The sequence below is a fragment of the Nitrobacter sp. JJSN genome, assembly GCF_051912485.1.
Classification (GTDB): domain Bacteria; phylum Pseudomonadota; class Alphaproteobacteria; order Rhizobiales; family Xanthobacteraceae; genus Nitrobacter.
Genome location: NZ_CP196822.1, coordinates 2,891,303 through 2,908,853, shown reverse-complemented (window position 1 = coordinate 2,908,853; position 17,551 = coordinate 2,891,303). Strand labels below are relative to the sequence as shown.

At 62.9% G+C, this 17,551-nt stretch carries 17 protein-coding genes; 7 read left to right on the top strand and 10 right to left on the bottom strand.

Features of this window, described 5'->3' with window-relative positions; translation table 11 throughout:
- Positions 1 to 34: 34 nt before the first annotated feature.
- Positions 35 to 1,663: a fatty-acid--CoA ligase gene (locus ACSZOQ_RS14250; RefSeq protein ID WP_439923133.1), complete on the bottom strand. Its 1,629-nt coding sequence runs from the start codon at positions 1,661 to 1,663 to the stop codon at positions 35 to 37.
- A gap of 128 nt (positions 1,664 to 1,791) precedes the next feature.
- Between ACSZOQ_RS14250 and ACSZOQ_RS14245 the strand changes: the two genes are divergently transcribed.
- Positions 1,792 to 2,853 (top strand): extensin family protein, encoded by a 1,062-nt coding sequence (locus tag ACSZOQ_RS14245; RefSeq protein WP_439923132.1) that lies wholly within the window; start codon positions 1,792 to 1,794, stop codon positions 2,851 to 2,853.
- 85 nt (positions 2,854 to 2,938) lie between these two features.
- On the opposite strand, the gene ACSZOQ_RS14240 is transcribed toward ACSZOQ_RS14245, so the two are convergent.
- The gene (locus ACSZOQ_RS14240) at positions 2,939 to 3,616 is read right to left on the bottom strand and encodes a L,D-transpeptidase (RefSeq protein ID WP_439923131.1); all 678 of its coding nucleotides are present in this window, start codon (positions 3,614 to 3,616) and stop codon (positions 2,939 to 2,941) included.
- Positions 3,617 to 3,954: 338 nt separating this feature from the next.
- Here ACSZOQ_RS14240 and ACSZOQ_RS14235 point away from each other — a divergent pair, with 338 nt between their 5' ends.
- The gene (locus ACSZOQ_RS14235; protein ID WP_439923130.1) at positions 3,955 to 4,935 is read left to right on the top strand and encodes a magnesium transporter CorA family protein; all 981 of its coding nucleotides are present in this window, start codon (positions 3,955 to 3,957) and stop codon (positions 4,933 to 4,935) included.
- Positions 4,936 to 5,172: 237 nt separating this feature from the next.
- On the top strand, positions 5,173 to 5,394 hold the full coding sequence (locus ACSZOQ_RS14230; protein ID WP_439923129.1) for a hypothetical protein: 222 nt from the start codon (positions 5,173 to 5,175) through the stop codon (positions 5,392 to 5,394).
- 99 nt (positions 5,395 to 5,493) lie between these two features.
- Here the strand turns inward: ACSZOQ_RS14230 and ACSZOQ_RS14225 are convergent, their stop codons facing one another.
- Both ACSZOQ_RS14225 and pdxH read right to left on the bottom strand, forming a co-directional pair.
- Positions 5,494 to 6,285, bottom strand: a complete 792-nt coding sequence (locus ACSZOQ_RS14225; protein ID WP_439923128.1) for an SDR family NAD(P)-dependent oxidoreductase — start codon at positions 6,283 to 6,285, stop codon at positions 5,494 to 5,496.
- Positions 6,282 to 6,923, bottom strand: coding sequence for a pyridoxamine 5'-phosphate oxidase (gene pdxH, locus ACSZOQ_RS14220; protein WP_439923127.1), 642 nt, complete (start codon positions 6,921 to 6,923; stop codon positions 6,282 to 6,284). Before pdxH ends, ACSZOQ_RS14225 begins: the two co-directional genes overlap by 4 nt.
- Here pdxH and ACSZOQ_RS14215 point away from each other — a divergent pair.
- Positions 6,922 to 7,443 (top strand): RT0821/Lpp0805 family surface protein, encoded by a 522-nt coding sequence (locus ACSZOQ_RS14215; RefSeq protein WP_439926070.1) that lies wholly within the window; start codon positions 6,922 to 6,924, stop codon positions 7,441 to 7,443. The two genes, pdxH and ACSZOQ_RS14215, sit on opposite strands and share 2 nt — an antisense overlap.
- A gap of 115 nt (positions 7,444 to 7,558) precedes the next feature.
- Positions 7,559 to 8,515, top strand: coding sequence for a DnaJ C-terminal domain-containing protein (locus ACSZOQ_RS14210; RefSeq protein ID WP_439923126.1), 957 nt, complete (start codon positions 7,559 to 7,561; stop codon positions 8,513 to 8,515).
- 23 nt (positions 8,516 to 8,538) lie between these two features.
- Here ACSZOQ_RS14210 and ACSZOQ_RS14205 read toward each other — a convergent pair whose 3' ends face one another.
- Positions 8,539 to 9,360: an alpha/beta fold hydrolase gene (locus tag ACSZOQ_RS14205; protein WP_439923125.1), complete on the bottom strand. Its 822-nt coding sequence runs from the start codon at positions 9,358 to 9,360 to the stop codon at positions 8,539 to 8,541.
- A gap of 191 nt (positions 9,361 to 9,551) precedes the next feature.
- Here ACSZOQ_RS14205 and ACSZOQ_RS14200 point away from each other — a divergent pair, with 191 nt between their 5' ends.
- Together ACSZOQ_RS14200 and aroC are read left to right on the top strand one after the other, a co-directional pair.
- Positions 9,552 to 10,145 carry a histidine phosphatase family protein gene (locus tag ACSZOQ_RS14200; RefSeq protein ID WP_439923124.1) on the top strand — a complete coding sequence of 198 codons (594 nt, stop codon included), beginning with the start codon at positions 9,552 to 9,554 and terminating at the stop codon, positions 10,143 to 10,145.
- Between the two features lie 109 nt (positions 10,146 to 10,254).
- On the top strand, positions 10,255 to 11,361 hold the full coding sequence (aroC, locus tag ACSZOQ_RS14195; protein ID WP_439923123.1) for a chorismate synthase: 1,107 nt from the start codon (positions 10,255 to 10,257) through the stop codon (positions 11,359 to 11,361).
- Between the two features lie 101 nt (positions 11,362 to 11,462).
- On the opposite strand, the gene clpS is transcribed toward aroC, so the two are convergent.
- The 5 genes from clpS to ACSZOQ_RS14170 all read right to left on the bottom strand — a co-directional run bounded on the left by clpS (position 11,463) and on the right by ACSZOQ_RS14170 (position 17,510).
- Entirely contained in the window at positions 11,463 to 11,768 is a 306-nt protein-coding gene (clpS, locus tag ACSZOQ_RS14190; RefSeq protein ID WP_439923122.1) for an ATP-dependent Clp protease adapter ClpS, read from the bottom strand.
- 276 nt (positions 11,769 to 12,044) lie between these two features.
- Positions 12,045 to 13,727 (bottom strand): methyl-accepting chemotaxis protein, encoded by a 1,683-nt coding sequence (locus ACSZOQ_RS14185; protein ID WP_439923121.1) that lies wholly within the window; start codon positions 13,725 to 13,727, stop codon positions 12,045 to 12,047.
- A 448-nt stretch (positions 13,728 to 14,175) separates the two neighbouring features.
- Positions 14,176 to 15,234, bottom strand: a complete 1,059-nt coding sequence (locus tag ACSZOQ_RS14180; RefSeq protein WP_439923120.1) for a class I SAM-dependent methyltransferase — start codon at positions 15,232 to 15,234, stop codon at positions 14,176 to 14,178.
- A gap of 277 nt (positions 15,235 to 15,511) precedes the next feature.
- Positions 15,512 to 16,756: a class I SAM-dependent RNA methyltransferase gene (locus ACSZOQ_RS14175; RefSeq protein WP_439923119.1), complete on the bottom strand. Its 1,245-nt coding sequence runs from the start codon at positions 16,754 to 16,756 to the stop codon at positions 15,512 to 15,514.
- Positions 16,749 to 17,510 carry a TlyA family RNA methyltransferase gene (locus ACSZOQ_RS14170; RefSeq protein WP_439923118.1) on the bottom strand — a complete coding sequence of 254 codons (762 nt, stop codon included), beginning with the start codon at positions 17,508 to 17,510 and terminating at the stop codon, positions 16,749 to 16,751. The genes ACSZOQ_RS14175 and ACSZOQ_RS14170 overlap by 8 nt, the downstream gene beginning before the upstream one ends.
- Positions 17,511 to 17,551 lie beyond the last annotated feature (41 nt).

Genomic DNA, 17,551 nt, shown 5'->3' with positions numbered 1-17,551 from the left:
GTCCGGGCGTTGCCATGCGCTTAATGACTGTGACTCACGCCGCCGCAGTCGGCAGGCTATAATCCTTGAACTGCTCGCGCAGTGCCCGCTTTAGGATCTTTCCGGTGGCGGTGTGGGGGATGCTGTCGACAAATGCAACGTCGTCAGGCATCCACCACTTGCAGATCTTGCCATCCATGAAACCGAGAATCTCCTCCCGCGTAGCGCTCTCGCCCTCCTTGACCTGGAGAATCAGGAGCGGCCGTTCGCCCCACTTCGGATGGTACACGCCGATCACGGCGGCTTCCGCCACCTTGGGATGGCCAATCGCGACATTTTCCAGATTGATCGACGAAATCCATTCGCCGCCCGACTTGATCACGTCCTTCGATCGATCCGTGATCCGCACGTAGCCGTACTCGTCGATGGTGGCGACGTCACCGGTGTCGAAGAAGCCCTGCTCGTCGAGGATGTCGTCCTCAACGCGGTAATAGGCACCGGAGATCGCGGGGCCTCGCACCTTGAGCCTGCCGAAGGTCTTGCCGTCCCAAGGCAACTCGTTGCCATCGTCGTCGGTGATTTTCATTTCGACCATGAATGGCGCGTAACCCTGCGTCTGCAGCACGTCGAGCTTGGCGTCTCCCTCGAGATGGCTGAACTGGCCCTGCAGTCCGCCGACCGTGCCGACCGGCGACATTTCCGTCATGCCCCATGCGTGTCGTACCTCGACGCCCATGTCGTCGAAAGCCTTGATCATCGAGCGCGGCATCGCCGAGCCGCCGCAGATCACGACCTTGAGGTCCGGCAGCGTGAGGTTGTTCTTCTCCATGTGCTGCAGCAGCATCAGCCACACCGTGGGCACGCCCGCGGTGAACGTGACCTTCTCGGTCGACAGCAGTTCGTACACCGATGCGCCGTCGAGCCTGGCGCCGGGCATCACCAGCTTGGTGCCCATGGACGGCGCCGAGAACGCGATTCCCCAGCTATTGGCATGGAACAGTGGCACCACTGGCAGCATTGTATCCTTCGATGCCGTGCCAAGTGCGTCACCGGTATTGGCCATCATCGAATGCAGCACGTTGGAACGATGCGAATATACAACGCCCTTCGGATCGCCCGTGGTCCCCGACGTGTAGCACATCGCCGCCGCGGTATTCTCGTCGAATATCTTCCAGGCAAAGTCGCCGTCGGCTTCCGCGATCCAGTCTTCATAAGCGACCGCGTTCTTCAGCGTGGTCTGCGGCATATGTGTTTTGTCGGTGAGAACGATGTAGCGTTCGACGCTCGGCAGCCTGTCGGCGATCTTTTCCAGAATCGGAATGAAGGTGATATCGGCCATCACGATGCGGTCTTCTGCATGGTTGATGATCCAGGTGATCTGGTCCGGAAACAAACGGGGGTTGACGGTATGGCAGATGGCGCCGATGCCCATGATGCCATACCATGTCTCGAGATGGCGCCAGGTGTTCCATGCGATGGTGGCGACACGATCGCCGAGCTTGATGCCCTCGCGATCGAGCCGTTGCGCGACCTTCAGCGCGCGGCGCCGAATTTCGCCGTAGTTTGTCTGGTGAATCGGACCCTCGACCGATCGCGTAACCACCTCGCGCTTGCCGTGAATTCTCGCGGCATGATCGATGATCCGATGGCACAGCAAGGGCCAGTCTTGCATCAAGCCGTGCATTCGAACATTCCTCCTGATCCGCGCCCGCGGGGCGTCGTTGTCCCGCAGGGATTGGCATGAAGAAGTTTAACGCGGGGGCTGCGCGTCGCAAACGACCTTGTGCTGGGTTAGGCCGCGGCCGATTGGCCATGGTAGTGTTCGCTGCTCTCTTCATGCCGGCGGCGGCATTGGCAGAGATCAGAATTCCGTTGCCGCAGCCTCGCCCGGCCGCCGCCCCGGCGCCCGATGGTCAGGATAGCAAGCAAGCGAGTGAGCATGCGCCGGTGACGCCAGAGACGTCGTCAGCGCCTTCTGCCTGCCGTCTGGCGTTGACCGATGCGGTGGCCATCGCCCCGAGCATTCCCGCGATCACGGGGCCGGGCGCGTGCGGCGGTGACGATCTGGTTCGGCTCGAGGCGGTCGTGCTGCCGGATCGGACCCGTATTCCTGTCAAGCCGGCCGCCACGCTGCGCTGTACGATGGCGTCGGCGATCGCGGACTGGATTCGCACCGATATGGTGCCGCTGGCGGAAGGGCTCGGAAGCCGCGTCAGCGAACTCGATAATTTTGATTCGTTCGAATGCCGAGGACGCAATCGGGTTGTCGGAGCAAAGCTGTCCGAGCACGGGCGCGCCAATGCGCTCGACGTTCGTGCGGTCAAGCTTTCCAACGGCGGAGCGATCGCGTTGACCGATCGCAGCGTCCCGCGGCAGCTGCGCGAAAAGGTGCTGAACTCAGTCTGCGCGCGCTTCACGACCGTATTGGGGCCGGGATCGGACGGTTACCACGAAGATCATATCCATCTCGATCTTGCTGAACGCCGAAACGGCTACCGGATCTGTCACTGGGAGATTTACGATCCGATGCCCTTGGTCGCGCCGTTGCTGCCAGCCGAACGCCCGGCGGAAGCATCGCTGCGCGAAACAGCGGAAGAAAAGGACAAGGCGTCGGAAGGGCTTTCGGAACGGGCGGCGGCACCTCGTGCCGCCTCACAAGCTGCGCCCGCAGCTGCTATACTGATAGACGTGGTGCCTGAGCCCCGGAAGCGACCTGCGGCCGCCAACGCAGCAGACAAGGCGGCGAGGGATTCGTCCAGGCCGCTTCCGTCCACTTCAGTGCCGTCAACGCGGCTCTCGGCAGCGAAATCTGTGAAGCGCAAGCGCAAGCGGCACACCGACCTGCCGCCATTTCTCAGGGCTCTGTTGAACTGATCGCAAGGCGCGCGAGCGGAAACACGCGGAGGCAACAAAAAAGCGCCGGATAACCGGCGCCTTTCGGATTGCGATACCGCAGCGGTCAGTATGCGTTGCCGCCGCCGCCCTGCAACGCCATCTTTGAATTGTAGGGCGAGTCGCCGTGATGCGGCTCCAGCACAACCACCACCGTTCCAAGCTTGACGCGATCGTAGAGATCGATGGCGTCCTCGTTGGTCAAACGGATGCAGCCCGATGAAATCGAGGCGCCGATGTATTCCGGCTGGTTGGTTCCATGAATGCGGAACAATGTATCTTTGCCGTTGGCATAAAGATACATCGCCCGCGATCCCATCGGATTGTCCGGACCAGGAGCCACGAATTTCGGCACGCCAAGGCGCTCGATTTCGCCGGGTGTTGGGTGCCAGGCGGGCCATTCGGTCTTGCCGCCGACCGTTGCGACGCCGGACCATGCCATCGCTTCTTCGCCGACGGTGATACCGTAACGGATCGCCTTGCCACCATCGAGCACGTAATAGAGATAATGGTTGTCGGAATCGACCATGATCGACCCAGGCGTTTCCTTTCGATGATAGTCGACGATGGCGCGGCGGAATGGCGCGGCCACCGGCGTTTTCACGTAGGAGACTTTGGAAAGCAACTCCTTGTCGCGCGGCTTGAACTCGTTCTGATTGGTGGCCTCGTAATGTGTGGCCTGCATGCAGCCTGACAGCATCAGGCCCGCGACCAAAATCCCAAGCTTCACCCGAAAAGACGACATTGTTGTCTTCCAAATACCCCAATGAACCACGGCAGTTTGCACCCGGACGGCCAAGATTCCTCTGCGAGCTATTATTCTCGAAATTCCCTGAAATTCCAGCACTTAGAGGGTTCTGCCACTACGGAGCACCGCGCCTGTGGTATTTTTGCCGCAAGATATCGGTTCCACCGCTGGAGAAATGCCGCCGACCAGCGTGCAGGGATATGTGGCGCCCTCCCCCCGGCAAATGAGCAACAGCGTCCAACCGTTGCGATGGTCCTTTGCCGGGCTTGCCAAATCGATGCGATTTGCGCACTCCGTGTTGACGCTGAATCCACGCCGTCATCGCCAGAGGTGCCATGCTCTCGATCTTCGCGCCGGCCGGCACTGCCCTGCTGAAGACCAGTCCGGCAGATCTCACTGCGCTGCCGGAAAACGCGGTGTGGATCGATCTCGAGAAGCCGACCCCGGACGAGGATCGCGCTGTGGAGGGGCTCGCCGGGATTGCAGTGCCGACCCGGGAGGACATGCAGGAGATCGAGATTTCCAGCCGCCTCTACCTCGAGAACGGCGCGCGCTACATGACCGCGAGTCTGATGTGCGGCAGCGAAACCGGCGCGCCGCGCATCACTCCGGTCACCTTCATCCTGTCCGACCATCGTCTCGTCACTGTGCGCTACGATGCGCCGAAACCGTTCACGCTGGTGGAGAACAAACTTGCGCGCGCCGCCGCACATGGCCTGACCGGCGAGGGCGTGCTGCTCGAACTGCTCGACGCTGTGATCGACCGCTGCGCCGACATTCTGGAGCGTGCCGGCGCCGACGTCGATCAGGTCAGCCACGACATCTTCGAGCCGGATGAATCCGCGCGCACCGGCCATGCCAAGCGCTATTCCGAAATTCTGATCACGATCGGCCCCAAGGGCGACCTCACCTCGAAGGTCCGCGAGAGTCTGGTCTCGATCGGCCGTCTCGTCACCTTCGTCGCCGCGGAATCCGACAGCATCAAGTGGTCGAAGGAGATGCGCGCGCAGCTCAAGACCATGCAGCGCGACGTCTCGTCGTTGACCGATCACGCCTCGTATCTGTCGAACAAGATCACCTTCGTGCTCGATGCGATGCTCGGCGTCGTCAATCTCGAGCAGAACAACATCATCAAACTGTTTTCGGTGATGGCCGTGGTCCTGATGCCGCCGACGCTGATCGCGTCGATCTACGGCATGAATTTCAAGATGATGCCGGAGCTGGACTGGCCGCACGGTTACCCGTTCGCGCTTGCGATGATGGTGATCGCCGCAGTCCTGCCCTACATGATCTTCAAGTGGAAGAGGTGGTTGTAGGCGGAAGTCCTTTCTAGAGCTAATCCGGCTTTGCTTTTTGTTTTGACGCGTTTTCTTGACGCGAACCGGCACCCGTCTTCGGGTCAAGTCCGAGGACATGCGTCGCTCGAAAACGCTATAGCGGTGACCTCACGATGGACCCCGCCACAATTTTCCTCGTAAAATTTGAGCGTTCGCCTGAACGGTTTCCAAGAAAAATTGCTGCCATAACCTGTGTATGAAATCGCGGGGGCCGCAATGGTTGAGAAAGTCGTAACTGGGGATCGCAACGTCCTCGATTTTCGCAGCTATCAACAGTTGCGCAGATTCAACTCGGACAACGCGGCCGTGCATCTTCCGCGCGCATGCCGGCATTGCGGTGCCGCGCTGCTCGAGGGCGAGAATGACGACGATTGTTCCAGCGCGGGTCTCGCTCCGCCTGCGCTGCGCGCGCCGCCGCGCCGGTTTTGTGCGGAGTGAATTGAGCTTCCGTCATTCCGGAAGCGGCGCAGCGGCTGTCCAGAATCCATAATCCACGCGAAGACGCGTATCCCGGAATGACGATGCGTTAGGCGCCTGTTAAACGTGCTGGCCGCCGTTGATGTGAATTTCCGCGCCGTTGACGTATGAACTCGTCTCCGTGCACAACACATAGATGATCTTTGCCACCTCGTCCGGCGTGCCGAGGCGACGCAACGGGATCTGCCGCTGGACGATCTTCTCGGTGCCCGGCGACAGGATCGTGGTATCGATCTCGCCCGGCGCGATCGCATTGACGCGTACGCCGATGCGGCCGAAGTCCGCCGCCATCTCGCGGGTCAGCGAGGCCAACGCCGCTTTTGAGGTTGAATAGGCCGCGCCCGCGAACGGATGCACGCGCGAGCCGGCGATCGAGGTGACGTTCACAACGGAGCCTTTCGCGGCCTTCAGTTCGCCGATCAGCCCGCGCGCCAGCATGATCGGCGCCATGAAGTTGACGCGGAATACCTTCTCCCAGGTCTCCATGTCGGTGTTCAGCGAGCCGAGCCGCGCGCCGCCCTCGCCCTTCGGCGAGATCGCGGCATTGTTGACCAGCGCGTGCAGCCTGCCGCCTTCGAGCCGCGATCGGATCTCCTGGATCGCCTGCATCGTATTTTCGGGGTCGGACAGGTCGACCTGAATGTGGTCTTCGGGGCCGGCATCCCAGGGGCACTGTTCCGGGAACGGATGGCGCGAGCAGGTAATGACGCGCCATCCCGCGCTGGAAAACCGGATTACGGTCGCGTGGCCGATGCCGCGGCTCGCGCCGGTCAGCAGTAATGTGCGGCGCGGCGCGTTGGGGTCGACCGCCGTCGCCATCTCGGTTCGAGGATTTGCCTTGTCGGGGGTCATGGGTACAGCCTTGTCTTGGTCCACGGCGCATCAGGCGCCGTGCGGCGGAATTCGATGCGGTCGTGCAGGCGGAATGGACGGTCGTGCCAGAATTCGAATTGCACCGGCGCGATCCGCCAACCGCTCCATCCCGGCGGCCGCGGCACGCCGCCGATGATGTATTTTGCGGCTTCCTTCGCGATCGCCTGCTCGAACGCGAAACGGCTTTCCAGCGGCTGCGACTGCTTGCTGGCCCAGGCGCCGATCTGCGCCTGCTTCGGGCGCGTGGCGAAATAGGCATCGGCCTCCGCATCAGTGACGGGTGTTACCGGTCCGCGCACACGGACCTGCCGGCGCAGCGACTTCCAGTGAAACAGTAATGCCGCTTTGGGGTTTGCGGCGAGTTCGCGGCCCTTGGCGCTGGCGACATGGCTGTAGAACACGAAGCCCTGCACATCGTAGCCCTTCATCAGCACCATGCGCACATCGGGCAGGCCGTCGGCGTCAACAGTCGCAAGCGCCATCGCGTCGGGATCGTTGGGTTCCGAGGTGACGGCTTCCGCGAACCATGTCGCGAACAGGGCGAACGGCTCCGCGGCTTCCGTGAAATCACCGGACGTTAACTGGCTTGTGTCCTTGATGTCCGTGGTGTTGTTCATGCGGGAGTCCAGGTTGCGCCGGTCCGTCGTCGAAAAGTCGTTGCGGTCCTTATACAGGGCAAACCTATATAGGGCACGTTCGTGCGTTGGCCTATCCGCGATCAGGCCCGCCGTTGCCGTAGCGATGGCGATTCTGATCGGGGCGTCGGCCGGAGGTTGCAGTTTGGCGCGGAATGACGGCGCTTTCGCGCAAATGGCGGGGAACGATGCCACCGGATCGATCGCGGCGCGCGCGCGCTCCGGTCCGACGGACACCGATCTCGCTTTCGCCCGCACGGCGGCCTCCGACGTGCTGACCAAGGGGAGCAAGGACGCGAGCCAGCCGTGGGAAAATCCCTCGACCGGTGCGCGAGGCTCGGTGACGCCGTTGGCACAGGCCTATACGGCGGAGGGCCGCACCTGCCGTGATTTTTTGGCGAGTTACGTTAACGGAAATTCCGAAAGCTGGTTGCAGGGCGCGGCGTGCAGGTCCGGTGGCCAATGGGAAATCCAGTCGCTCAAACCCTGGCGGCGGGGCTAGACTGCAGGCTCGAATAGCTCGCCATCCCGTTGCAAAAATGCCACGGATACCCCAGATGATAGCTGCGTGGGTCCGGGGGCCCATGGTCAGAATTTCCTGAAGGAGACTGAGTCGTATGCGCGACCCCTATGAGGTCTTGGGGGTGCAGCGGGGCGCCACTGCCACGGCGATTAAAAGTGCTTTTCGCAAGCTCGCGAAGAAGCACCATCCCGATGCCAACAAGAACGATCCAAAGGCAGCCGAACGCTTCGCGGAATTGAATTCCGCCAACGAGATTCTCGGCGACGAGGCCAAGCGCAAGCAGTTCGACCACGGCGAGATCGGCGCCGACGGAAAGCCGCGCTTTCAGGGTTTTCCAGGTGGCGGCCCGCGCGGCGCGCGGCCGGGTGGCGGCTTTCAGCAGTACGACTTCGGCGGCGGCAGTGGTCCGGGCTTTGACGGTGGGTTTGAGGACATCATCAACAGTATGTTCGGCGGCCCAACGGGGAGCGGTCCACGGGGCGGACGCCGCGGCGGCGCGCAGTTCGACTCCGGGGCCTTCACCGCGCCTGATCTCGATCACAACGTCGCAATGACGGTATCGCTGGAGGAATCGGTCAAGGGTGACGAGAAACGCGTCCGCCTGCCCAGTGGCAAGGAACTCAATGTCAGGATTCCGGCCGGCGTCATCTCGGGACAGCAGATCCGGCTAAGAGGGCAGGGCGACACCGCGCCCGGCCATCGGCCCGGCGATCTCCTCATCACGGTGACCGTGGCGCCGCATCCGGTCTTCAAGGTCGATGGCAACGATCTGCGCGCCGATCTGCCGATCACGCTGTATGAGGCGGTGCTGGGTAGCAAGGTGCGGGTGCCGACGCTCGGCGGAGCGGTCGAACTGTCTATACCGAAGAATACCTCGGGCGGCCGCACCTTTCGCCTCAAGGGCAAGGGCATCCCGAAGGGTGCCGCGTCCGGCGATCTGTTCGTCACCACGCGCATCATGCTGCCCGACGGCAACGATGCCGACCTCGAGGACTTGATGGAGAAGTGGCGCGACGTGCACCCCTACAACCCCCGGCGTGATATGGGTTAGCCTTTCGCGCCAGCGAATACGCGCTAGCCGCAGTCGTCAGCAAAGGCATCGAGCATTGTGTTGAAGCTTTCCGCCTGCTCCCACTGCGGGATGTGGCCGGCGCTGGGAATGCTTTGGACGGCTCCGCGCCATAGCGTCGGCATCGTCAGCGTCTTGAAGTAATCGCCGTTGATGAGTTGCTCCTCTGCGCCGTGCAGCACCGCGAGCGGCCGGGTCAGGCTGGCGATAACCTCGACCTCGTCGCGGAAGCCGTTCGGTGTAATGCTTGCGCCAAGATTCTCGCGAGCGCGACCGTCCGTTCGCAGTACGTCGTCGATCATGAAAGCCGGCAGATCGGTGACGCCGGGCCTGAAGGCCGCGGTGACATAGCCCCGCGCCTGTTTATCGGAAAGCTCGCGCGCAAAGGTGCAGGCCATCGCCGGATGCAGCAGAAATGCCTGCTTGATCGCGGGCGGAAACGCAAACGGCGGCGTGCCGAAGATCGCAAAACCCTTGGCCTGCAGCAGGTCGGGTGCGGCCTCCAGCACGATATGTCCGCCGAGACTCCAGCCGACGAAGACCGCGGCCGCCGCGTCAAGATGCGCCACGACATCGTGTAGCACGCGCGCATAGCCCGGCATGGTGTAGGTGGCGCCGGGATCGGCCGCATTATCGGACTCGCCGTGGCCCGGTAGATCGAATGCGATCACGCGATGCGTCTGGCCTAGGGGACTTTCCAGTTGCCGCGTGAACGCTTTCGACGACGCCGAGTTGCCATGAACCAGAACGATGGCGCTGCCGGTGCCGGCGGATTGCCGATACGCGATCCGGCCCGCGTCCGTGGTGATGCTTCCGGTCGTCGTCATGAGTCCACTCTCCCTGCGTCGCGGCGGGACCATGACCAAAAAATCTCGAGCTGGAAAGGGGATTGCCACTTCGCGTGGCCGGATGCGACGTTGCAGGCGAACGGCGCCGCGCCGTATTTCGCTGAACGGAAAATGGTGTATATCACGGCTCAACTTCGCCGTCATACCCGCGTTCGGTCATCATTCCCGACATGCACACCATCTATTACATCCGCCACGGCAAAACCGAATGGAACGCCGATGGCCGCTTCCAGGGCTTGCAGGACATTCCGCTCAATGATCTCGGCCGCGCCGAGGCGATGAAGGCGGGCGACATTCTGCGCGAATTGTTTGCGCGCGAGGGCCGCGACCCCTTTGGATTGGGCTTCGTCACGAGCCCGCTGTCCCGCGCGCGCGGCACCATGGAATTGATGCGCGGCGTGCTGAGCCTGCCGCCGCACGACTATTCGGTCGACGACCGGCTGCGCGAGGTCGGTTATGGACACTGGGAAGGCCTGACGCTGGCGCAGATGAAAGCCGCCCATCCTGATGTCTTCGCGGCTCGCGAGGCCGATAAATGGAGCGTGGCGCCGCCGGGCGGTGAAAGCTACGCCTCGGCCACTTCGCGGTTGCGCGACTGGTATCACTCGCTGAAGTCCGGCACCGTCGCCGTGGCGCATAGCGGCACGGCGCGGGCGCTGTTGGTGGTGCTCGGCCTCGAGACGCCGCAAGCCGCCGCCAGTCTGCGGATCGAGCAGGGTGCGGTGTATGTGTTACGCGAGGACGGTCTGGCGAAGCATAGTTAAGGCGCGCTCGTTCTTTCCCTGAGGAGAGGGTTTGACCCCCCGAACTCCGCGCGTTACCACAAGGTTATAAGTCAGTGCTGACTGATACAATTGCGGGCCTGCGTAACCTATGTCCCACAACACCTTCGGCCATCTGTTCCGTGTCACGACCTTTGGCGAGAGCCACGGTGTTGCGATCGGCTGCGTGGTCGACGGTTGCCCGCCGCTGTTGCCGCTGACGGTCGAGGAGATCCAGCGCGATCTCGACCGACGCCGGCCCGGCCAGTCGCGCTTCACCACGCAGCGGCAGGAAGCCGACGCGGTCAAGATCCTGTCCGGTGTCATGGCGCATCCCGACACCGGCGAGCAGGTGACGACCGGCGCGCCGATCGCTCTGCTGATCGAGAACACCGACCAGCGCTCGAAGGATTATTCCGACATCAAGGACAAGTTTCGCCCCGGCCACGCCGATTTCACCTACGAGGCGAAGTATGGCATTCGCGACTATCGCGGCGGCGGACGCTCCTCGGCGCGCGAGACCGCGATGCGTGTTGCGGCAGGCGCGATCGCGCGCAAGATCGTCCCCAGCATGACCGTACGTGGCGCGCTGGTGCAGATGGGACCGCACAAGATCGACCGCGAGAAATGGGACTGGGATGAAATCGCGAGGAATCCGTTCTTCTGTCCCGATAAGGACAAGGCCGCGTTCTTCGAAACCTATCTCGACGGCATCCGCAAGAGTGGTTCATCGATCGGCGCCGTGGTCGAGGTAGTGGCCGAAGGAGTGCCCGCAGGACTTGGCGCGCCGATCTATGCCAAGCTCGACGGCGACCTTGCGGCGGCGCTGATGAGCATCAATGCGGTCAAGGGCGTCGAGATCGGCGCGGGCTTCGGTGCAGCGGAATTGTCCGGCGAGGAGAACGCCGACGAGATGCGCAGTTCTTCGTCCAACATTGGCAACAACGGCCCGGTGTTCACCTCGAACCACGCCGGCGGCATTCTCGGCGGAATCTCAACCGGTCAACCTGTCGTGGCACGGTTCGCGGTGAAGCCGACCTCGTCGATCCTGTCGCCGCGCAAAACCGTCGATCGCAACGGCACGGACACCGATATCTTTACCAGAGGCCGCCATGACCCTTGCGTCGGCATAAGGGCGGTGCCGGTGGGCGAGGCCATGGTCGCCTGTGTTCTGGCCGATCATTTTCTGCGCCATCGCGGCCAGGTCAGCCCGCGCTGAGCTTCTAAAGCTGTTCCAGCTCTGATGGAATCAAAGCCGGGTTCCAGTTTCTGTTTTGACGCGAACCCGTGCCCACTCCGCGCGAAAACGCTATTGCGCCGCTATTCTTCCGGCTCGGTGGTGAACAGCAGCGGAAAACCCGCGGTACGGCCAGCGTCGGTGGCGCGGGTGGCCTTGGTCTCCGCGATATCCTTCGCGAACACGCCGACGACGCAGGAACCGAGCCGGTGCGCCGTGATCATCACCTTGTGTGCCTGATCCTCGGTCATGCCAAATTCGGTTTTCAGCACCGTCACGACGAATTCGCGCGGCGTGTAGTCGTCGTTGTGGAGAATAACCTTGTGCAGACGCGGGCGCTCGGCCTTGGTTTCGACCTTTGCCCGCGGTTTGATGGCGGTATCGCTCATTCCGGCTTCACCTTGGACTGGAGCGTGTTCAAGCGAAGGAGACACGGTTCGCACGATGAAAACGCGTCGAATCAAAACATGGAGCGTTTTCGAGCGAAGTGGCCTTCGGTTCGCGTGAAGAAAACGCATCGAATCAAAACATAAGGCCGCGTCTGAGGGAAGCGGCTGTGACCCGCAGAATACAGCGTTGGGGGTGCCCACGAAAAGGGGCTGCATGGCCCATCCGCGGCCCGCGGGGTGGCGAGCGCCGCCACCCCGCGATTCAGGCGATCCGGCTCAGGCCGCACGGACCGTGTGTAGGAACTTTTCGACTTCCATTTTCAGTCGGGTGCTTTCGGTGGACAGCATTTGCGCCGATGACAGGACCTGGCTCGATGCCGAGCCGGTTTCGCCGGCGCCGCGGCTGACCTCGGTGATGCTGGAGGCGACCTCGCCGCTGCGCTGCGCCGCGTGCTGGACGTTGCGGGATATCTCCTGCGTCGCCGCGCCCTGTTCTTCGACCGCGGCGGCGATCGTCGAGGAAATTTCGGAAATCAGCTTGATGGTAGTGCCGATTTCGCGGATCGCCGTGACCGAACCGCGGGTCGCGGCTTGCATTCCTGCGATCTGCGTGCCGATCTCGTCTGTTGCTTTCGCGGTCTGCGCCGCCAGCGCCTTGACCTCCGAGGCGACCACCGCGAAGCCGCGGCCGGCATCGCCGGCCCGCGCCGCTTCGATGGTGGCGTTGAGTGCCAGCAGATTGGTCTGCTCGGCGACCGCCGTGATCAGTTTCACGACATCGCCGATCCGGGCTGCCGCCTGCGACAGTTCCTCAATGCTGGTGTCGGTTTTTTCGGCCTGCCTGACGGCATCGCCGGCGACACGGCTCGCCTCCTGAACCTGTCGGCTGATTTCATGAACGGAGGAAGTGATCTCCTCGGTGGCGCTGGCGACCGACTGCACGTTGGAAGAAACATCCTGCGAGGCAGCTGCCGCCTCGCCGGATGTCCTGCCGGTGGTTTCGGCCGTCGTTGTCAGGGTGTTGGCGGCCGCCTCGAGTTCGGTCGAGGACGACGACAGCGAGCCCACCAGTTCGCCGATCATCGATTCGAACTGTTGGGTAATGGTATCGACGCGCTGGGCGCGCTGGAGTTCGGCGTCGGCGTCCTGCGCCGCGGCTTCGTCGGCCGCCTTCTTGGCGATCAGCGCATCCTTGAAGATCTGCAGAGCGTCGGCCATCGTGCCAACTTCAGTCTTTTCGCCCTGGTGCGGAACGACGGCGGAAAGGTCTCCGGCGCCCAGCATTCGCATCGGCGCTACGATCGAGGCGATCGCGCGCGAGATGTCACGCACCAGATAGATTCCGATTCCGATGCCGAAGATCAGCGCCAGCGACACGATGGCGACCACGATCGTGAAGGCCGACTTGTAGCTTCGGCCGGCTGCTTGGCCGGCGGTGTCGGCTCCCTTGTCGTTCAGTGCAATGGCTTTGCGCAAGGTTTCATCGGCCGTCAGTCCGAGCTGATTGACCTTGGCGGTGTTGACATCGAGGCCTGTCTTGACGCCGCTGTTCCGCGACGAGGCAAGCAGATCCCGCACGCCCGCGACATAGGAGGTCCATTGCTGGGAAAACGCGCTGTAGATTCGTCCTTCCTCGGGAGAGGTGATCATCGTCTCGTAGGACTTGCGGGTCTTGTCGATGGCTTGTCCGACGGTATCCAGCGTTCTATCGGCGGCATCCTTACCGGCGTCGTCGACAGCGAGCAAATGGGCGTGGACCGCGATTCCGTAGGCCATGGTGTTTGCACGCAACTCGCCGAGTTCGCGGATGCTGGGAAGCCAGTTGGTCCGGATGTCGAGCGCGTTGGCGTGGATGGATTCCATTTCAAGCAAGGACAGCGCGCCCATGCTCGCCATGGCCAGCATGAGAAATGAGATGACGGAGATGATCTTGGCGCGAATTGACAGGCGGGAAAGCATCATTCTGATCCTTGGGCAGGAGCGCGCGAAGCGCGGAAAATATGGAAGTTCCAGTCGAAGGCCGCTGCCCGCAGCACCGGGATTCGCGCTCATACCATGAACAAATTGAGTGAAATGTTCGTAAACAAAAGTGTAGTGCTTACTATCTTAAATCATGCGTTGCACACGTGTAACGTGCGCTAGGATCGCATGTCCGTATTGCGGGTGGTCTCGGTGGATCGGCGTCCGCCACTCGACGAGAAATCCGCGATGCGCTGGTGCGTCTCGGTCGGAGCGGCAAGATAACGAGGAAGTCTGCGCAAGTGTTCGTCATGGCCGGACTTGTCCCGCCCATCGACGTCTTGGTTGCTGCAGGAACGGCCTGCATGACCGGACTAAATCCGGCCATGACAGCTAAGCAGCATGAGGCTGTTCGACGCTATTCGTCAGGGCCGGCAGCAAGGCCGCCTCACACCTTCGCCTCCAGCACCAGGTTGAACGGCGTCTCCGCCGCGCGGCGCAACCGTGTGAAACCGGCAGACTTGGCAACCTCGCGGAGCCGGGCCTCGCCGGCCTGCGCGCCAAGCGCGAGTCCGACTTCTTGCGCCATCGACGCTGGCGTGCAGACCATGGTGGACGCCGCGTAGAACAGCCGGCCAACCGGATTGAGATTGTCCTCCAGTTTGTCCTGGGCGAACGGCTCGACCAGCATGCAGGTGCCGTCCTTGGCCAGCGTCTGCCTGACGTGGCTGAGCGCGCCGACAGGGTCGCCCATGTCGTGCAGACAATCGAAGAAGCACACCAGATCGTAGTCATTCGCCGGATAAGTCTTGGCGGTAGCGACGGCGAAGGTGACGCGCTTGCTCAAACCCTCGCTGGCTGCGGCGGCTTGCGCGGCGGCGATCGAACCCGGATGCGCGTCGAAGCCGAAGAAATGCGAATTCGGATAGGCCTTGGCCATCAGCAGCGTCGAAATGCCGTGGCCGCAGCCGACATCGGCCACCTTGGCGCCGCGTTCGAGTTTGGCAACCACGCCATCGAGCGCGGGCAACCATTCCTGCACCAGATGATGTTTGTAGGTCGTGCGGAAGAAGCGCGCGGTGCCGCAGAACAGGCATTCGGCGCGGTCGTTCCAGCTGACGCCTTTGCCGCTCTTGAAGGCCTCCGAGACCTTCGGCTCATCGAGCATGATCGCGGCCATCATATCGCCGATCGCGCCCATGAACACCGGGCTGTCGTCGTCGGCGAACACCATCGCCTGTTCCGGCTGCATCGAGAATTTCTTCGTTGTTGCGTCATACTCGACGTAACCCGACGCAGCCTGCGCCGACAGCCATTCGCGCACGTAACGCTCGGTGGTGCCGGTGGCTTGCGCCAGTTCGGCGGGCGTCATCGGGCCTTTGCTGGCCAGCGCCTTGTAGAGCCCGAGGCGGTCGCCGGTCCGGATCAGGGCAGCGTTGGCGGCGGCGCCGATGTCGGTGACCATCTTGCCCATGAATTGATGTAGTCGATCCATATTCACGTCCATGAAAGCCTCCTGTGAAGGTTCATCCTGGGTCCGATCGACTTGCCTTGAAATTGAATTGCTTCGAATCGGACTCGTCACTCGTCGTTTCGAGAGAGCATGATCTTTTCCGAAACCGTTTCCGCCTTTCAGATCACGCGTGACAATGCAGCATGCGAAGCCAAACGGCGCGGCTATCCCACGCGGTGCGAGGAATGGTAGCCGTGGCGTCAGAGGGAGCGACAACTCCGGATGAAAAACGGAGTCCCTCGGACGTGAGACATTGTACTCCGCGGGAGGTTCAACGCCGGCGTAAAAATTTCGCGACCAGTTCGACATGCGGCGAATGCCGGAACTGGTCGACGGGGGTCACAGTTTCGAGCCGGTAGCCGCCATCGATCAGAATGCGTGCGTCGCGAGCAAATGTCGCGACGTTGCACGATACCGCAACGATGACGGGAATTTTGCTGACGGCGAGCTGCTTGCTCTGCGCTTGTGCGCCCTGCCGCGGCGGATCGAATACCGCGGCGTCGATATCGCGCAGTTCCTGCGCCAGCAGCGGGCGGCGGAACAGGTCGCGGGCCTCAGCCTTGATCGGCTTCAGCCCGGAGGCGGCGGCAGCTGCCTTTTGCAGTGCCGTCACCGCCGTCGCATCGCTGTCGAAGGCCGCGACCCTCGCCCCGGCCGCAAGCCGCAGCGCGAACGGGCCAACACCGCAGAACAGGTCGGCGATATGCCTGGATTTGCCGCAATGCGAGGTGACCAGCGCCGCCAGCGCTTCCTCGCCTGCGACGGTCGCCTGCAGGAACGAACCCGGCGGCAGGACCAGCTGCGCGGTGCCGATTGCGATCACCGGTGGGGCGCGCATCAGCACCAGTTCGCCGTGACGGGTCAGCCGCGCCAGCCGGTGTGCTTCGGCGACGCGCGACAGTGTCGCGATCAACGCGGCGGGCAGCGGTCCAGAGCCGCGGACGTCGACATCGAGACCGTTGGTGGTAGCGGTCACCTGGATGTCGAGCGGCTTGTTCGCAGGTCTCAGCACGTAGGCCAATTCGCGCGCCGCGTCGAGCGCGCCGTGCAGGGCGGGATCGAGGATCGGGCAGGCGTCGATCGGCACGATGGCATGACTGTTCGGTGCGGCGAATCCGACGCGCAGCGTGCCATCCTCGCCGCGCCGGGCATGGAGGGTGATCCGTCGTCGTCCAGCGCCGTGCGCGTCGATCAGATCGCTGACCTCGCATTTGACGTCAGCCTGCGCGAGCGTGTCGATCACGATTTGCCGCTTCCAGGCGCGGTAGGCCTGCGGTTGCCAGTGCTGGATGGCGCAGCCACCGCAAGCACCGAAGTGCAGACAGAACGGCGCGATCCGTTGCGGACTGGCCGTCTCGACAAGGAGTAGACGCGCGCGGTCGGGATGGCCCGCGGACGGCTCGACCTCTACGATCTCGCGGGCGAGCGTGTAGGGGACAAAGACGCTGCCGCCATCTGCCAGCGCGACGCCGTCGCCGCGATGGCCGACGTGATCGATAATTAGACGCTTAGCCACGGCGCGCCCCCAGGAAGAACTCGATGTTGCCGTCGCCTCCGGCGATCGGGGAGGGGAAGACGTCGATCTCGGTGCATCCGAGCGTCGCGGCGAAGGCCGCGATGTCGTCACAGACCGCCCGATGTACGGCGGCGTCGCGGACGATGCCCTTCTTGATCGCAGCGCGCGGCGCCTCGAATTGCGGCTTGATGAGCGCCAGCAGATGCATCGGCGCCGCCGCCAGCGCCAGTGCGGCCGGAAGAATCGCCTTCAGCGAGATAAAGCTCGCATCCATCACCACCACGTCCGGCCGCTGCGGCAGCCGCTTGCCCTCGAACGAGCGGATGTCGGTGGACTCCATTGACACCACGCGGGGATGGCCGCGCAGGCTCGGATGCAGTTGATCGCGGCCGACATCAACGGCGAAGACCAGGCTCGCGCCGTTGGCGAGCAGCACTTCGGTGAAGCCGCCGGTAGAAGTGCCGACATCGAGGCAGACATGGTTCTCGATCTCGATCGGATATCGCTCCAGCGCGCCGGCCAGCTTGACGCCGCCGCGCGACACGTAGGGATGCGCGGGTTGAGCCTCGAGCGTAGCGCTTACAGGAATCGTTTCGGAGACTTTCGTCACCGCCTTGCCGTTGGCGGTGACGAGCCCGGCCTCGATCGCAGCCTGCGCCCGCGCCCGGCTCTCGAACAGGCCACGCTCGACCAGCAGGACGTCGGCGCGTTTGCGGGCGGGAGGTTCGGTGCTGTCGCGTTTAGCCTTGGTCAACTCAAAGCTCCGCCATTGGCTTGAAGCCGATTCGACGCAAG

Coding starts and splice junctions, on each gene's coding strand:
- pdxH (WP_439923127.1), bottom strand. CDS start 6,923: ATGAACAACACCACGGACATCAAGGACACAAGCCAGTTAACGTCCGGT.
- ACSZOQ_RS14245 (WP_439923132.1), top strand. CDS start 1,792: ATGGTAGTGTTCGCTGCTCTCTTCATGCCGGCGGCGGCATTGGCAGAG.
- ACSZOQ_RS14185 (WP_439923121.1), bottom strand. CDS start 13,727: ATGCTTTCCCGCCTGTCAATTCGCGCCAAGATCATCTCCGTCATCTCA.
- ACSZOQ_RS14230 (WP_439923129.1), top strand. CDS start 5,173: ATGGTTGAGAAAGTCGTAACTGGGGATCGCAACGTCCTCGATTTTCGC.
- aroC (WP_439923123.1), top strand. CDS start 10,255: ATGTCCCACAACACCTTCGGCCATCTGTTCCGTGTCACGACCTTTGGC.
- ACSZOQ_RS14225 (WP_439923128.1), bottom strand. CDS start 6,285: ATGACCCCCGACAAGGCAAATCCTCGAACCGAGATGGCGACGGCGGTC.
- ACSZOQ_RS14205 (WP_439923125.1), bottom strand. CDS start 9,360: ATGACGACGACCGGAAGCATCACCACGGACGCGGGCCGGATCGCGTAT.
- ACSZOQ_RS14240 (WP_439923131.1), bottom strand. CDS start 3,616: ATGTCGTCTTTTCGGGTGAAGCTTGGGATTTTGGTCGCGGGCCTGATG.
- clpS (WP_439923122.1), bottom strand. CDS start 11,768: ATGAGCGATACCGCCATCAAACCGCGGGCAAAGGTCGAAACCAAGGCC.
- ACSZOQ_RS14180 (WP_439923120.1), bottom strand. CDS start 15,234: ATGGACGTGAATATGGATCGACTACATCAATTCATGGGCAAGATGGTC.
- ACSZOQ_RS14215 (WP_439926070.1), top strand. CDS start 6,922: ATGCGGGAGTCCAGGTTGCGCCGGTCCGTCGTCGAAAAGTCGTTGCGG.
- ACSZOQ_RS14235 (WP_439923130.1), top strand. CDS start 3,955: ATGCTCTCGATCTTCGCGCCGGCCGGCACTGCCCTGCTGAAGACCAGT.
- ACSZOQ_RS14210 (WP_439923126.1), top strand. CDS start 7,559: ATGCGCGACCCCTATGAGGTCTTGGGGGTGCAGCGGGGCGCCACTGCC.
- ACSZOQ_RS14250 (WP_439923133.1), bottom strand. CDS start 1,663: ATGCACGGCTTGATGCAAGACTGGCCCTTGCTGTGCCATCGGATCATC.
- ACSZOQ_RS14200 (WP_439923124.1), top strand. CDS start 9,552: ATGCACACCATCTATTACATCCGCCACGGCAAAACCGAATGGAACGCC.